This window comes from Arthrobacter sp. TJ-254 (assembly GCF_058269175.1).
In genome coordinates, this window is sequence record NZ_JBZCNF010000003.1 from 430424 (window position 1) to 445074 (window position 14651).

At 66.8% G+C, this 14651-nt stretch carries 14 protein-coding genes and 1 pseudogene; 7 read left to right on the forward strand and 8 right to left on the reverse strand.

Annotated elements, in window-relative coordinates:
- Window positions 1-20 precede the first annotated feature (20 nt).
- Window positions 21-1277, reverse strand: a complete 1257-nt coding sequence (locus AC4D14_RS10620) for a phospholipase D-like domain-containing protein (protein ID WP_490902111.1) — start codon at window positions 1275-1277, stop codon at window positions 21-23.
- A gap of 69 nt (window positions 1278-1346) precedes the next feature.
- Entirely contained in the window at window positions 1347-2090 is a 744-nt protein-coding gene (locus AC4D14_RS10625) for an MBL fold metallo-hydrolase (protein WP_490902114.1), read from the reverse strand.
- Window positions 2091-2310: 220 nt separating this feature from the next.
- Between AC4D14_RS10625 and AC4D14_RS10630 the strand changes: the two genes are divergently transcribed.
- Both AC4D14_RS10630 and AC4D14_RS10635 read left to right on the forward strand, forming a co-directional pair.
- Window positions 2311-2571 (forward strand): hypothetical protein, encoded by a 261-nt coding sequence (locus tag AC4D14_RS10630; RefSeq protein ID WP_490902117.1) that lies wholly within the window; start codon window positions 2311-2313, stop codon window positions 2569-2571.
- A gap of 110 nt (window positions 2572-2681) precedes the next feature.
- Window positions 2682-2924 carry a hypothetical protein gene (locus AC4D14_RS10635; RefSeq protein WP_490902118.1) on the forward strand — a complete coding sequence of 81 codons (243 nt, stop codon included), beginning with the start codon at window positions 2682-2684 and terminating at the stop codon, window positions 2922-2924.
- A 63-nt stretch (window positions 2925-2987) separates the two neighbouring features.
- Here AC4D14_RS10635 and AC4D14_RS10640 read toward each other — a convergent pair whose 3' ends face one another.
- The 4 genes from AC4D14_RS10640 to AC4D14_RS10655 form a co-directional block, all read right to left on the reverse strand.
- Window positions 2988-3956: a carbohydrate ABC transporter permease gene (locus AC4D14_RS10640; RefSeq protein WP_490902120.1), complete on the reverse strand. Its 969-nt coding sequence runs from the start codon at window positions 3954-3956 to the stop codon at window positions 2988-2990.
- A complete protein-coding gene (locus AC4D14_RS10645) occupies window positions 3949-4926 on the reverse strand; it encodes a carbohydrate ABC transporter permease (RefSeq protein ID WP_490902121.1) in 978 nt (325 codons plus the stop codon). The genes AC4D14_RS10640 and AC4D14_RS10645 overlap by 8 nt, the downstream gene beginning before the upstream one ends.
- 3 nt (window positions 4927-4929) lie before the next feature.
- Window positions 4930-6306, reverse strand: coding sequence for a type 2 periplasmic-binding domain-containing protein (locus AC4D14_RS10650; protein WP_490902123.1), 1377 nt, complete (start codon window positions 6304-6306; stop codon window positions 4930-4932).
- A gap of 458 nt (window positions 6307-6764) precedes the next feature.
- Window positions 6765-7175, reverse strand: coding sequence for a hypothetical protein (locus AC4D14_RS10655; protein WP_490902125.1), 411 nt, complete (start codon window positions 7173-7175; stop codon window positions 6765-6767).
- A gap of 297 nt (window positions 7176-7472) precedes the next feature.
- Here AC4D14_RS10655 and AC4D14_RS10660 point away from each other — a divergent pair.
- From AC4D14_RS10660 to AC4D14_RS10680, 5 genes and pseudogenes are all read left to right on the forward strand, one after another.
- Window positions 7473-8114, forward strand: a pseudogene (locus AC4D14_RS10660) (ABC transporter permease).
- Window position 8115: 1 nt separating this feature from the next.
- Window positions 8116-9408, forward strand: coding sequence for an ABC transporter ATP-binding protein (locus AC4D14_RS10665; protein WP_490902391.1), 1293 nt, complete (start codon window positions 8116-8118; stop codon window positions 9406-9408).
- 22 nt (window positions 9409-9430) lie between these two features.
- Window positions 9431-10192, forward strand: a complete 762-nt coding sequence (locus tag AC4D14_RS10670; protein ID WP_490902393.1) for an ABC transporter permease — start codon at window positions 9431-9433, stop codon at window positions 10190-10192.
- Between the two features lies 1 nt (window position 10193).
- Window positions 10194-11216 carry a glycine betaine ABC transporter substrate-binding protein gene (locus tag AC4D14_RS10675; RefSeq protein ID WP_490902127.1) on the forward strand — a complete coding sequence of 341 codons (1023 nt, stop codon included), beginning with the start codon at window positions 10194-10196 and terminating at the stop codon, window positions 11214-11216.
- Between the two features lie 126 nt (window positions 11217-11342).
- Window positions 11343-12254 carry a phosphodiesterase gene (locus tag AC4D14_RS10680; RefSeq protein WP_490902128.1) on the forward strand — a complete coding sequence of 304 codons (912 nt, stop codon included), beginning with the start codon at window positions 11343-11345 and terminating at the stop codon, window positions 12252-12254.
- A gap of 10 nt (window positions 12255-12264) precedes the next feature.
- Here AC4D14_RS10680 and AC4D14_RS10685 read toward each other — a convergent pair whose 3' ends face one another.
- The gene (locus tag AC4D14_RS10685; protein WP_490902129.1) at window positions 12265-13050 is read right to left on the reverse strand and encodes an MSMEG_6728 family protein; all 786 of its coding nucleotides are present in this window, start codon (window positions 13048-13050) and stop codon (window positions 12265-12267) included.
- A gap of 42 nt (window positions 13051-13092) precedes the next feature.
- Window positions 13093-14622, reverse strand: a complete 1530-nt coding sequence (locus tag AC4D14_RS10690) for a stealth family protein (RefSeq protein ID WP_490902395.1) — start codon at window positions 14620-14622, stop codon at window positions 13093-13095.
- Window positions 14623-14651 lie beyond the last annotated feature (29 nt).

A 14651-nucleotide genomic window follows, 5' to 3' on the forward strand; every position in this document is an offset into this window, starting at 1 on the left:
CCCTCTGTGGGGAGTGGGGCCTAGAGGAAGGGCCGGAGGGGAGCGAGGATCGTTTCGCTGAACCGGGCCACGAGGTGGCGTGACTCCCATTCCTCGAGTGTCAGCAGGCGGGTGTTCGAACTGTCGATCTCGAAGATGTGTTCCATGGTGCGGGCGAGGTGAGTGTCGAAAATCTCGAGGTTGATCTCGTAGTTGCCGGTCAGGCTGAGCCGGTCGATGTTGGCCGTCCCCACTGTTGACCACTCGCCGTCGACCGTTGCGGTCTTGGCGTGGATCATTGCGTTCTGGTAGAGCAGCACCTGCGCTCCCGCACGCAGCAGGGAGGTGTAGAACCCACGGGAGAGCCAGTCGGAGAGCACATGGTTCGAGTCCTCGGGGAGGATGACGCGCACGTCGACGCCGCGCTTGCTCGCCCGCAGCAGCGCATCGAGAATCTGCTGGTCGGGGATGAAATACGCGGTGGTGATCAGGATCGAGTGCTGCGCCCGGTCGATCGCATCGAGGTACACCCCGCGGATGGGGAACACCAGGTTGGCGGGGATGTTGTTCACAGCACGGATCCGCGGCTCCCAGAACCCGGCGCTGGTGTGCGGCAGTTCGGGGCGCCGGGGGCGGGTCCGGAGGTTCCAGACGCTGATGAACGCCTGGCGCAGTTCCCACACGGACGGGCCGGTGAGCGCCAGGTGGGTGTCGCGCCACTTGGTGGCGTAGAGCGAACCGATGTTGTAACCCCCGATAAACCCGACTGTGTCATCGACGATCAGGAGCTTGCGGTGGTCGAAGCCGGTCCCGCGGATGTTCGTGAACACGATGGAGGGCCGCAGGACGGGGAAGCGGAAAACATTGACGTCGGGGTGGAACGTGTAGAAGGACGGGCGCACCACGAGGTTGGCGAACCCGTCATAGATCACGTAGACCTTCACGCCGCGGGCGGCGGCGTCGTTGAGTGCGTCCCGGAACCGTTGGCCGGTTTCGTCGCCCTTCCAGATATAGGTCTCGAGCAGGATCTGGTGCTGAGCCTTCTCGATCTCCTCGATCATCGCGTTGTAGAGGTCTTCGCCGTACGTGTAGACGGTCGTCAACGACCCGGCGATGGAGCACTCGAAGGTCCCCGGGCGCGGAAACCCTTCACGACGGCTGCGGATACGCTTTTGGAGCGCATCCATTCCCACCAGTGCGGCGATGACCGTGGCTTGGACGCCGAAGAAGGCGAGGACGGCGCGGCGGAGCGTGGTCGTGGCCAGCGCCCAGACGTGCCAGCGGGTCAACAGGTGCATGCCTAGAGCCTAACGCCCCCGCCCGCGGAGCCGCTCGCTCCGAGTCCACCGGCTGGCCTGCCGCCCGGCTCAGTGGCCCCCGACGAGCCGGGCCTCGTGGACCGCCTTCGCAACGCCCCTTGTCCAGACGAACCCGTGCCCGGGCAGCACTGTTCCCGCGCCCGTGTCGGCCAGTGCATCGAGGGACGCGAGCGCTTCCGGCGAGTTGGCCGTCGCGGCTCCCGCGATGATCTGCGGCCCCGAGTTGCCCGTGTAGGGGTCGAGGGTGACGAGGGCGTCCCCGCTGATCAGGGCATCACGGTCAGGAAAGAACAGGGAGCAGTGCCCCTCGGTGTGGCCCGGGGAAGGAACGAGGACCGGCTTTCCCGGCAGCGCCGCAGCGCTCTCCGTTGTCAGCGCCTCGGGGTTCTTCACCCCGCGCACCCAGAGCGCGCCGGCCGCCGTCATGCGCGCGAGCACCGGGACGGCCTTGGGGTACCGCAGCGGGTACCGCAGGGGAGTGCGCTCGCGCTTGTAGCGGTAGGGGTGTTCCGCGATGAAGGCGTCGCCGGGGTGCACATAGATCGGGATGCCGTAGCGCTGGCGCAGGTATTCCGCGAAGCCCACGTGGTCGAAGTGGCCGTGGGTCAGGACCACGGCGCGGACATCGGAAATGGTCCGGCCGAGCGTATCAAGCGCTCGGAAGAATATCTTCCGGGTGCCTGGGAGACCGGAGTCGACGAGCGTCAGCCCGTCGTCGCCCTCAACCAGATAACAGTTGGTGCGGGCGTGCTCTATGCGGTGGATGCCCTCCACAACGTCGCGTGTGAACATGGTTTCCTCCCTGGTGCGCGGGCTTTCCCTGCTGCACAAGCCAAGCAGGCTTACTGTTGGTGCGCAAGGAACTGAAGCTTCCCAAATCAGGGCTTGATCGTTAGGTTTGAAGTGCGTCCCGATTCGTATGTCGGGGTGGCGGCACGGGGCGGCGACAACCGCCTCAAGGGCCTGTTGCCGCGGACCTGTGGTGCCGTCGGCGGTACAGCGGCAGCCTCGGATGATCAGCGAACAAGACCAGCAGCGCCGCACCTGCGCGGCATTCCAGCAGACCAACCTCAGTCTTTACGAGTTGTGGCTGCGGTACTTCAGCGTCGGTGGAAATGCGGGCGAGGAGGAGATCGACGCCTACCTCTACTGCTCGATGCTGCTGCCCGCCTACGAGCGCGATATGCTCTCCCTCGCGGTCAACGAGTTCATCGAGGAGCAGCCGCCCCCACCGCGGGCGGTCTACAGCGACGACGAAACGGCGCCCTCCTGAACCGCGGTGGCCGAGCCGACCGGGCGGCCGCCCGGGCGCCTTGGCCGGAGCCCTGGGCGCCGGGGCCCGCTGCGACAAACACGTAGTACGACACGACTGAAAGGGCGGCAATGTCCGAGTCCAGCTCACCTTCGATCAAGCGGCTCATGACTGCCGCAGCCGATCTTGAGAACGCCGAGTTCGAGTGCGACCGGCTCGCCCTGATCTACCGGGACGTTGTGCTTGATGCATTGGCAAGCGGCGCCGACATCGCCGAGCTCGCCGCTGGAACGAACATCCCCGCCGCCGAGCTGGCACGGATCGCCGCCCTTGTCTCGCCCGAGGAGCGGCTGCGCCGAAGCTCCTCCAGCTGACGCGCCGGCCTTCCCCGGCGCCTCCACCGCCTCCGGTCCGGAACGCGGTGAAGGCGCCCGGGTTCAGCCCTTGTTGCCGGTGGTTGCGATTCCCTCAACGAAGTGCCGCTGGCCAAGGAAGAACAGGATGATCATCGGCACCGTTGTAATGACGCTGGCCGTGACGACGAGCTCCCAGTGCCAGTCTCCGCCGAAGCCGAACTGGTCGAGCAGCGCCTTGAGCCCGCGCGGCACGGTGAATGTCGAGCTGTCGCGCAGGTAGATCAGCGGGCGCATCAGGTCCGTCCATGCCGCCTGGAACTCGAAGAGCAGTGTCACGACGATCGCCGGCTTGCACAGCGGCAGTGCGATCCGGGAAAACATGTGCCAGTTGTTTGCTCCGTCCACCCTTGCCGCTTCGAAGAGCTCCCGCGGCAGGCCGAGGAAGAACTGGCGCAGCAGGAAGATATAGAAGGCGCTGCCGAACAGGTTGCCGGCCCAGAGCGGAGTCAGCGTTCCCACCTGACCGAGGCTGTTCCAGATCAGGAAGGTCGGGATCATCGTCACCGCGCCCGGGAGCATCATCGTGGCGAGTACCAGCCCGAACAGGGCGTTGCGTCCCCGGAACCGGAAAAAGGCGAACCCCCACGCCACCAGTGCGCTGGAAATCGTCACGGTCACCGCCGCGAGCACGGTGACGATGACGGTGTTCGCCATCCACAGGGCCAGGGGCGCTTCCTGCCAGACGGTCAGGTAGTTCTCGAAGGTGAACGTCTCGGGGATGAGCTTGTTGTCGAAGACGTCCGAGCGCGGCTTGAACGAGGCGCTCAGCAGCCACAGCAGCGGGTAGGTGAAGATGACCGTTGCCGCCCCGAGCGCAAGCCAGGTCAGAATCTTGGCCAGCGGATTCCGCCGTGCCCGGGCGTAGGCCGGGCGGGCGGACTCGGGTGGCCGGACGGCGGGAGGTTCACCCGACGTCGGGCCTTCGGTGTCGGCGGTGCGCGGCGGGACGACCGGGGGAAGGTGCGAGGGGCCTACCTGCAGATCAGCCATCGTTGTTTCCGCTCTCGTAGTAGACGAACCTCCGGCTGACGACAACCTGGATCAGTGTCACGATCAGCACGATCACGAACATGATCCATGCCATCGCGGAGGCGTAGCCCATGTGCAGGAACTCGAAGGCCTGCTGGAAGATGTAGATCGCGTAGAACAGTGCCGCATCGTTGCTGTAGGTCGTGTTTCCCGAACCGAAGAACGCCGTGTAGGCCTCGGTGAAGGTCTGGAAGCCGGCAATCGTGTTGATGATGACAAGGAAGAAGAGGCTGCCGCTGATCATCGGCAGCGTGATGCTCCGGGTTGCCTGGAAGCTGTTGGCGCCGTCGACCTTGGCGGAGTCGTAGAGTTCCTGCGGCACGTCGCGAAGCGCCGCGAGGAGGATGATGACTGACGAGCCCAGGGTCCACAGGCTCATGAGGATGAGTCCGGGCTTGATCCAGCTGGGGTCGGTCGTCCACGCGGGGCCGTCGATGCCGAACCAGCCGAGGAACCCGTTGACGAGCCCGTTCTGCCCGTTGAACAGCAGCAGCACCAGAATGCCGATCGCGACCGGGGGCGTCATCTTCGGCAGATAGAACACCGTGCGGAAGAAGCCCGAGGCCCTCCCTGCCCGGTTCAGCAGCAGCGCGAGCAGCAGTGAAACGATCACGTGAACGGGTACGGAGATCACCGTGTAAATGAACGTGTTCCGCAGCGACAACGCGACCTTCGGGTCCTCGACAAGCTCCGCGTAATTCTCAAGCCCGATGAAGGTGGGGCTGTTAATGACGTCGTAGTCGGTGAGCGACAGATATGCGCTGTACAGCACCGGCCAGAGGGTGAAGATCAGGAACCCGGCAATCCACGGGCTGATGAACAGGAGTGCGGCGCGGCGGGTGCGGCGGCGGTTCCGCCGCTGGCCCGGCCGCAGCACCGGCTTGTTCCGCCGGGCGGGCCCTGCCCGCCCGGCGTCCACCGAGGAGGCCACCGCTTACTCCTTGTCCCAGGAGCTCCACGCTTCATCGAGCGCGTTCTGAGCCTCCTCCTGAGCCTGGTCCAGCGCCGCCTTTGGTTCCTGCTGGCCATTGAGCACCCGGTTCACGGCGTCCTGCCAGGCCGTCTCGAATTCGGCGTCGGCGGGGTTCGCCGGGAGGGAGAAACCCGCCTCGTTGGCCTCGTAGGACGCGGTGATCGCGGCGTCCCACTTGGGGTCCTGGCCGGTCTTCACGTACTTCTCGGCGATCTGCTCGTCGGCCGCCTGGTTCCCGGTGAAAAGTCCGGTGAAGGGCTTGCCTTCGGCCTCCCGCGCCTCGGCGCGGGCCGTGGCGGCCTTCATCCAGGTGTCGGCCGCGGTCATGTGCTGGATGAAGCGGCAGGCGGCTTCGGGATTGGCGCTGCCGGTGGGGATCGCCCAGGCGGATCCGCTGGAGTAGCTCAGGGTCTTGCCCTGAGTGTCCTTCACAGTGGTGAAAGCCATCGTCGCCTCGGGGGAGACATCGTTGAGGATGTTCACGTACCACTGCTCCATCGGCATGGCGCCGAGGGTGTCGGAGGCGAACTGGTTGCCCGAGCCGAAGAAGTCGGCGGAGTCGCGGAAGGCCTTGACCGCGCTGAAACCTCCCTGCTGCTCGTACACGTCGGTGGCGAATTCGAGCGCCTCCACGACGGCGGGGTCGTTGAGCTGGGCGGTTCGGCCGTCCGCGGAGAGGATGTCGGCGCCGTTGGCCTTGGCCCAGATGGGAAGGAATTCCGGAAGCTTGGTGTCGTAGCCGATGACGCTGAGCTTGCCCTCGTTCTTTGTCACCTGTCCGGCGGCCTTCTTGATGCCCTCCCAGTCGGAGCCGTCGACGTCCTCGACCGACAGACCCGCCTCGTCAAGAAGGGAAGCGTTCGCCATGAGGATCTGCACCTGATTGAACTCGGGCACACCGTAGATCTTGTCTTCGAAGGTCACCTGGTCCATGGCGGTGGGCCGGAAGTCGTCGACCGGCATTTTCTGCGCTTCGATGCAGTCGTTAAGGGGCATGATCGCACCGCGGGACGCGAAGGTTCCGAGCTGGTCGCGGTTGGCGTAGATCAGTGCGGGGGGTTCGCCAGAGGCGACCGATGAGAGGAACTGCTGAATGTCCAGGTCGCCCTCGACGAGGCTTACCTCAACTCCTTCGAGCGCCGCTTTCGCCGACGTCAGCCGGGTCTCGGCAATCTCGTCGCTGGCTCCGAAGCCCATGATGTTGAGTTCCCCCGAGACCTCGGCGTCAGGATCGAATTCGCTCGAGCCGGTGCCCTGGTTGCCGCCGGTGCCGGTGGCGCAGGCCGACAGGGTCAGCCCAAGGACCGCCGCCATCGTGAGTGACCTTCGAGTTTTCATAGTCTCCCCTTCGTTCATCACGCACGCCCTCCCGCGAGGGCTGGGTGATGTAACCTCCGGGTCGGCGCGCGGTAGCGTGTGGAGTCAGCATAAGCACTTCTCTTGGAAAAACCTAAGGAGGCTTAGTTCCGTGCCGGTCCGCCGTCGGCGACGGCGCGCAGGGGTGCTGCGGCACGGGCTGCGGCCGGCCGCCGGGAGTGACGCAGGGCGTGACGCAGGGGATGAACGGCACGCGCGTGCACGGATGACGGTGCCGCGGTGCCCCTTCAGGACGCGCGCTTGGCCGGTGCCCTCCTGGGCAACCGGTTCGACTGGGCAACCGGTTCGACTGGGCAACCGGTTCGACTGGGCAACCGGTTCGACGAGGTCCGGCCCCTCGTCGCGCGCGAACGTTGGGCCGGACCGGTCTGGGCCGGTCTGGGCCGGACGGGTCAGTGGGACCGCGGTGGGCCCCCGGCCTACTTCTTGGGGTTGTCGAGGGCGAGGCCGAGCCCGATGCCGAGCATCCAGACGTCCTTGGCCACCGGGGTGCCCGCCTGGGTGGGGCGCACGCCGTCGGCCTCCGTCATGCCCTCCGTCCTGAGGTACATGGCGAGCATCCCAGACGCGAACCCGGTCAGAGCCAGGCCCGCGATCCTGCTCGGCACGAAGGGCACCAGCAGGAGCGCTCCGAGGGAGATCTCGACGGTGGAGAGGATCTTGCCGAACAGCACCGGATCCATACGGGAGACCTGCGGAATGGCGACCGAAGCCATCTGCTGCAGGTAGGCGGCGCTTTCCGATTCGAGCCCGCGTTTGCCGATGCCTGCGTTCAGGATGAACGCGCCCGTGGCGATCCGTGGAGGGAGGTGGCTGATCTTGATAACCATGGCTGATCCTTCTTCTCGGTGATCCAGTAATTCAGTAAGTGAATCAAGTGCATGAATCGATTGCCTACACCGAGCCTAAGGGCGGGCAGGGCCTGAATCCAGACTGCGTCGGAACGAGACGCCGATGCGCCCCACAGCCCGTTGGATGCCCGCTTTTCCGGCCTGGAACCGGAGGCAGGGGGTGCTCCGGAATTGGAAACCGCCCCTAAATCGGCCTAGGGTAGAGGCCGCCCTTTCAGAAAGAAGCGGCTGGCTCTTTGCGAATGCGCCGCAACCGAGGTGAAGAAGGGGTTCGATGTGATCGATTTTGTTTCAGGGCGGTTCGAGCAGATCTTGTACTCGAGCCTTCAGCATTTTTCCCTTGTGGTGCAGTGCCTCCTGCTGGCCACCGTCGCAGCAGTGGTTCTCGCGGCACTTGTCTACCGCAGCCGCCCGCTGACCGCCCTTGCCAACAGCGTTTCGGCAATCGGCCTCACTATTCCCGCCTTCGCGTTGATCGGGCTCCTGATCGCGCCGTTCGGTTTCGGGGTCCTTCCCGCGGTGATCGTCGTCGCCTTCTTCGCGGCGCTTCCGATCCTGCGCAACGCCGTCGTCGGTCTCACAGGCATCGACCAGTCCCTCGTTGAGGCGGCCCGCGGGATCGGCATGAGCAGGTTCCGCACCCTCACCCGCGTGGAGCTGCCGCTGGCCTGACCGGTGATCCTGACCGGGATCCGTGTCTCGGCCCAGATGGTGATGGGCATTGCCGCAATCACCGCCTACGCCTTGGGGCCGGGCCTCGGCGGGCTGATCTTCTCGGGCCTGTCCCGCCTCGGCGGTGCCAATTCCTTCGAATCGGTGGCCACCGGCGTGATCGCCGTTATCGTTCTTGCTTTTGTCCTTGATCTGCTGCTTGTCGGCCTGGGCCGGCTCACAACCCCGCGAGGTATCCGTGTCTGAAATCACAATCCCATCCGACGACGCCGGAGCCCCGCCCCGGCCGGTCACCGGAGCCGGCATCCTCCTGGACCAGGTGACCAAGCGGTACCCGGGACAGGAGAAGCCGGCCGTTGACGGCCTGACGCTCGAGATCCCCGCCGGAAAGATCGTGATGCTCGTGGGCCCGTCGGGCTGCGGCAAGACGACGACCCTGAAGATGATCAACCGCCTCATCGAACCCAGCGAAGGCAGGATCGTCCTCAACGGCGACGACGTCACGAAGATCGACGGTGACTCCCTGCGCCGGCGCATCGGATATGTGATCCAGGCCGGCGGACTGTTCCCGCACATGAGCGTCGCCGCCAACATCGGCATCGTTCCCAAGATGCTGGGCTGGAGCAAGGAACGCATCGCCGAACGCGTCGACGAGCTCCTTGAGCTCGTCTCGCTCGACCCGGCCCGCTACCGCGACCGGTTCCCCCGCGAACTCTCCGGCGGCCAGCAGCAGCGCGTCGGCGTGGCCCGCGCGCTCGCCGCCGACCCGCCCGTGCTGCTCATGGACGAGCCCTTCGGCGCCGTTGACCCAATCACCCGGCAGCGCCTGCAGGACGAGCTGCTGAACATCCAGAGCGAACTGCAGAAGACGATCGTCTGCGTGACCCACGACTTCGACGAGGCGGTGAAGCTCGGGGACTGGATCGCGATCTTCACCGAGGGCGCCCACCTTGTCCAGTACGACACCCCCGAGCGGATCCTCGCCGAGCCCGCCAACGAATTCGTTGAGAACTTCATCGGTTCAGGGGCCGGGCTCAAGCAGCTGACCCTGACGCGCGTCAACCAGGTAGAACTCGCCGAAGCGGTCACTGCCCGCCCCGGCGACCTCGCCACCGACGTCCTCTCCCGCCTCGACGAGGTCCAGCACAACCACGCCGTGATCGTCGACGCGCGGAACCGGCCCCTGCAGTGGCTCTCCCGCCGGCAGCTGAGCCGCCTCGAGCGGATCGGCCACGACCGCGACGCGCGGCTGCCGGTGGTCGGCGACCGCGCCACCCTCAACGACGCGCTCGACACGATGCTCGTCTCGAGCGTCGGTGCCTCCCTCGTGACCGGGCCGCGCGACACCTTCCTTGGGGTGATCGACGTCGACACCGTCATGGACGCCATCGGGCGGGCCCACAAGCACGCCCGCACGGCGCACGCGCAGGGCCGGCCTGTGGGAGTGAACACCGGAACCATCGAGGCAGTGCGCGCGGCAGCGGGGACGCCCGGGACTCCCACCAGCGCCCTGACGGGTGCGGAGCATGCCGGTGAGTGAAGCGATCGAGGCAACGGCCGGGCTGCCGGGGCAGGCGGCGGCGCTCAAGGCGGATGCCGCCCCTCTCTCCTGGCGCCCCCTGCTCCTTCAACTCGGCGGGATCGTGCTCGCCGCGGTGCTGCTTGCCGCCTGGCTTGCCACGGCCGACCTGAACGACACCGAACGCACGACGCTCAGCGCCACAGCCCTGGTGGGATACACCCGGGAACACCTCGCCCTGACGGGGCTTGCCGCGCTGATCGTTCTGGTCATCGCGATCCCGCTGGGAATCGTCCTGACCCGCCGGAGCCTGCGCCGGATAAACGGGCCGGTGCTGGCGCTGGCGAACGTGGGCCAGGCCGCCCCGGCGATAGGGCTGATCGTGCTCCTTGCCTTCTGGCTCGGGTTCGGTTTCCGGGCGGCCGTTGCGGCCCTGGTGCTTTACGCGGTCCTTCCCGTGCTCCGCAACACGATGGTCGGCATCAACCAGGTCGACCCCCGGCTCGTTGAAGCCGGACGCGGCATGGGCATGAGCGCCTTCGCGGTGCTGATGCGCGTTGAACTCCCGCTCGCCGTGCCGATCATGCTCGCGGGCATCAGGACGGCGCTCGTGCTGCTTGTCGGGACCGCGGCCCTTGCCACGTTCATCAACGGAGGCGGACTTGGCATCCTGATCACCACCGGCGTCAACCTCAACCTCCCGCGGGTCCTCGTCGCGGGTTCAGTGATCGTGGCGCTGCTCGCCCTGCTCGTCGACTGGGCGGGCCGGCTCGTCGAACATGTGGCACGGCCGAAAGGACTTTGACATGGTGCTGAAACCGGCAACCCCGCCCGCCCCCGGGCGGCGCCGCTTCGCCGCCGCCCTCACCGCGGCCGCGGCCCTTCTCGTCTCCGGGTGCGGACTGCAGCCGGCGACCTCCTACGTTCCCGAGGCCGGGCCAGGCTCGATCCCGGTCCTCGAGGGCGCCGAGGGCCAGCCGCTGACCGTCACCTCCAAGAACTTCACAGAGCAGCTGATCCTCGGCAAAATCTCGGTGCTCGCCGCCTCGGCGGCCGGCTTTGAGGTCACCGACCTGACCAATGTGCCGGGCAGCCAGCCCGTGCGCGAGCTGCTCCTCTCGGGAGACGCCGACGTGACGCTTGAGTACACCGGAACCGCGTGGCTGACCTACCTTGGCCAGTCCTCGGGCATCCCGGACCAGGAGGAGCAGTGGCAGGCGGTTCACGACGCCGACCTCGCGAATTCGCTGGTCTGGGGCAGGCCGGCACCGCTGAACAACACCTACGCCCTGGCGGTCCGCACCGAAGCGGTCGAGGAGCTGGGCGGGATCACCAAGCTCTCGCAGATTGCCGACCTTCCGGTCGAGGAGCGCACGTTCTGCATCGAGTCGGAGTTCAACTCGCGCTCCGACGGGATGAACCCGATGCTCAAGCACTACGGGCTGACCCGCGGCACCCCGGAGGGCGTGCCCGACAAAAACGTCGGCGTCTACGACACCGGGGCCGTCTACTCAGCCACCGACGGCGGCGACTGCAACTTCGGCGAGGTATTCTCCACCGACGGCAGGATCGACGCCCTCGACCTGACGATCCTTGAGGACGACCGCAAGTTCTTCCCCGCCTACAACGCCGCCCCGGTCTTCGGCGCCGAAATCCTGAAGGAGCACCCGGGTCTCGAAGAGGTCTTCGCGCTGATCGCCCCGGAGCTGACCGACGAAGCGATGCGGAGGATGAACCTGCTTGTCGACGTCGAAGGGCAGGACCCGGCCGACGTCGCCTTCGACTTCATGGTTGAGAAGGGCTTCATCTCGGATCCGGCCGCTGGCTGAGCCGAGGGCCCGGTTCGCCTTAAGTTTTCCGACTTGCCGCGCCGGGTTCACTTTGCCGAGGTGAACACTCTGCTTTGATTGGAACTAATTGGTTTGTCTCTGACGGTCAGCTACCGATGGGTTCCAATGAAGTACAGGACGGCGGAACATCCCCGGCCACAGCATTTCATTCTTCACCTGAGCGACACGCACCTGCTGGGAGGCGGCGGTCCGCTCTACGGGGCCGTGGACAGCGAGGCGCGCCTGCGGCGGATCTTCGAGGAGCTTGAGGCCTCCGGGGCCCGCCCGCACGCGCTCGTGTTCACCGGGGACCTGGCCGACAAGGGGGAGCCCGGGGCCTACGCCAGGCTGCGCGCGATCGTCGATCCCGCCGCGGCGCGCCTCGGGGCACGCGTCGTGTGGGCGATGGGCAACCACGACGACCGGTCCAACTTCAGGGCGGGACTGCTCAATGAGGCGCCTGGCACCGAACCCGTCGATGCGGTGCACGACCTCAACGGCCTGCGCATCATCACCCTCGACTCGACCGTCCCCGGGCACCACCACGGCGAGTTCAGCCGCTCGCAGCTGCTCTGGCTCGCCGACGAACTGCTGAAGCCGGCTCCGCACGGCACGATCCTTGCCCTTCACCACCCGCCGGTCCCCAGCGTGCAGGACCTCGCCGTCCTCGTTGAACTGCGCGGCCAGCGCGACCTCGCGGAGGTGGTCCGCGGCACCGACGTGCGCGCCATTCTCGCCGGGCACCTCCACTACTCGACAACGGCGACCTTCGCGGGGGTCCCGGTCTCGGTTGCCTCGGCCACCTGCTACACGCAGGACCTCCTCTATGACGCCGGCGGCACGAGGGGCCGCGACGGCGCCCAGGCCTACAACATGGTCCATGTGTACGAGGATACGATCGTGCACTCCGTGGTTCCGCTCGGACAGCACGCGCCGGTGGGGGAGACAGTGCCGCGGGCCGAGACCTCCCGGCGCCTCGCCGCGGCCGGGGTGCGGATCGCTGAGCCGGCCGCGGCCCGGCGGTTCACCTCCGCCTAGGCAACGGCGCCTAGTCCGGCGGGGGAACGCTGAACAACGTCCGCGGATCCTGAAGCAGCGCGGGCTGCCCGAACGCGTCCCGCCGCACCCGCCCGGTCAGGACGGCCTCCCGCTGGAGCGTGTCCTCGTGGAGGTACACCGGGCCCGCCCTCCCGGTGACCAGCACCGAAGGGTCCGGGCCAAGGATCGCCAGGGCGGCGTCGTCGCCCATTTCGTGCTCGAAGGCTTCCAGCTGGCGGGCCCACTTGCCCGCTGACCGTCCTCCCGGTGCTTCGGCGGGCATCCGCAGGACGGCCGTGCCGTCTGCCGGTTCGGCTGCTGTGCGCCACACCCACAGCCGCTCACCTTTCGGTTCAACGGGCAGGATCTCCTCGACCGGGTCGGGCCACAGGTAGGGGAGGTCCTCAGGTACCCCGGGGAACCGTGAACGGTAGATGGCGGGGGCCTTCTGGACGAGGTTCGACTGGTGGCTCAGGTGCACGCCCGGGTCGCCGAGCCACGGCGGCAGGGCAACGCCGCCCGGTGCTGCGTCGGGTGCGAATTCCAGGATGAGGGGCCCTGTCGTATCCGCATGGCCGCGCGCCACCCACTCTTCGACCATCGCCAGGCCGTAGAGCGTCAGGGCCGGTACATGGCCCATCCACATACGGATTGCGGGATGCTGGCGCCACCCGTAGTCGGGGATGACCAGGGCGCGCAGTGCCTGCAGTGTCTCGACCCTTTGCTTGCCCAGCCGCGCCTGGTCGAGCACTGCTGCGCTCGAGGCGAAGTCCGGGTACGGCAGGAACGTCTGCATGAGGCAAGTCTGACACGCGGCCGGCTGGCGCCGGGGGCCGGGCTACTTCTCCCAGGGGGCCTTTACCGGGAAGTACTTTTCGAGGAACTCGGTCACCAGGCGGGCCCGCTCGTCGGCAGGAACCTCGGGGAAGCTTCCGTCATTGAGGCAGAAGAAATCGAAGTTGCGCTTGTCGAGCATCTTGTTCAGGCTCTTCAGGCCTGAGCGGGCCGTCGTGTCGACGTACTTCACCCGTGCCATCTCCTGCGTCACGGCACGCCCGGTCAGCAGGGAGTAGTAGTGGTAGAGCGAGTTGGTCACGGAGATGTTGTCCTTGGCGCGGAAGGTTGAGGCCGCTGTGGCCTTGAACTCGGCGGCGAACTCCTCCTCCATCTCAAACAGCACGCTCTTGCGCAGCGGGGCAGCCGTGTGCTCCAGGTGCCGGGTGGTGATCCTGCCAAACCTCTCGTGAAGCAGCCTCCGGTTCACCCGGGCCGCGTTCTCGAACCCGCTGCGTTCGGCGTCGTTCTCGCCGAGGCCGATCCGGGTGTCGGCCTCAATGAACTTGGTGACCCCGCCGGGGGAGAAGAACATGTCGGGCGCGACGGGCCGGCCGAAGAACATGTCGTCGTTTGAGTAGAGGAAGTGCTCGGCGAGGTCGGGGATGTGCTGGAGCTGGGACTCGACGGCCTGGGAGTTGTGGGTCGGCAACACCGAGGGGTCGCTGAAGTGCTCCTCGGAGCGCACGAGGGTCACCGACGGGTGGTCGGCGAGCCAGGCCGGCCGCGCCGAATCGGTGGCGATGAAGATCCGGCGGACCCACGGGGCGAACATGTACACCGAACGCAGTGCGTACTTCAGTTCGTCGATCTGTCGGAAGCGTGCCTCGTGGTCGTCGCCCTCTCCCACGACGGCGCCCTGCATCCGTGCTGCGCGCGCCGCCTGGTACTCGGGGCTGCTGCCGTCGACCCAGGAAAAGACGAGATCGACGTCGAAGCCGATGTCGGAGGCATGGTCGGCGAACATGTTGTCGATGGTCGGCCACATCAGGCCGTGGCGCTCCACCGACCCGCGGACCGCCTCGGAGGCGGGAAGGGTGCGGCGGGTGAGGGAGTTCTCAACCGGAAGTTCGATCGTCTCGGCTCCGAGTTTCCACAGTTCGATCTGGACTCCGGCCGAAGGCCCGTAGGCCAGGCCGCCGATCGGTTCGATCCGCGGCCGGAACAGGCGGAAGATGCGCGCCTTGGGGCTGTGCGAAAGCGCGCCGTCGGTCACCAGGAGCGTTGTGCGGCGTTTCGTGTCGACGGTGCGCGAGTAGAACGGCTCGTTCCGGCAGGCGTGCACAAGGGCCAGGCGCAGGCGCTCGCGGTCCTTGACGTCGATGGCGATGACGGGGCGCTGATCGTTGCCCCGCACGAGGAGGAACTCAATTCCGGCCTCGTCGAGGGCCGCGCGGATGAACAGCAGGTCCTCGACCATCGCCTGGTGCGGCGTCCGGTCGGAGTTGATGAGGGTGAAGCACCGCTTGACGGTGGTGATGTCCGAGCGGTCGGTGAAGCGTTCAACAGCGGCCCGGGACGCCGACTCCAGAATCTCGGCTTCGTTCTCCGGTTCCGGAGCAC

Coding starts and splice junctions, on each gene's coding strand:
- AC4D14_RS10620 (WP_490902111.1), bottom strand. CDS start 1,277: ATGCACCTGTTGACCCGCTGGCACGTCTGGGCGCTGGCCACGACCACG.
- AC4D14_RS10625 (WP_490902114.1), bottom strand. CDS start 2,090: ATGTTCACACGCGACGTTGTGGAGGGCATCCACCGCATAGAGCACGCC.
- AC4D14_RS10630 (WP_490902117.1), top strand. CDS start 2,311: ATGATCAGCGAACAAGACCAGCAGCGCCGCACCTGCGCGGCATTCCAG.
- AC4D14_RS10635 (WP_490902118.1), top strand. CDS start 2,682: ATGTCCGAGTCCAGCTCACCTTCGATCAAGCGGCTCATGACTGCCGCA.
- AC4D14_RS10640 (WP_490902120.1), bottom strand. CDS start 3,956: ATGGCTGATCTGCAGGTAGGCCCCTCGCACCTTCCCCCGGTCGTCCCG.
- AC4D14_RS10650 (WP_490902123.1), bottom strand. CDS start 6,306: ATGAAAACTCGAAGGTCACTCACGATGGCGGCGGTCCTTGGGCTGACC.
- AC4D14_RS10655 (WP_490902125.1), bottom strand. CDS start 7,175: ATGGTTATCAAGATCAGCCACCTCCCTCCACGGATCGCCACGGGCGCG.
- AC4D14_RS10675 (WP_490902127.1), top strand. CDS start 10,194: ATGGTGCTGAAACCGGCAACCCCGCCCGCCCCCGGGCGGCGCCGCTTC.
- AC4D14_RS10680 (WP_490902128.1), top strand. CDS start 11,343: ATGAAGTACAGGACGGCGGAACATCCCCGGCCACAGCATTTCATTCTT.
- AC4D14_RS10685 (WP_490902129.1), bottom strand. CDS start 13,050: ATGCAGACGTTCCTGCCGTACCCGGACTTCGCCTCGAGCGCAGCAGTG.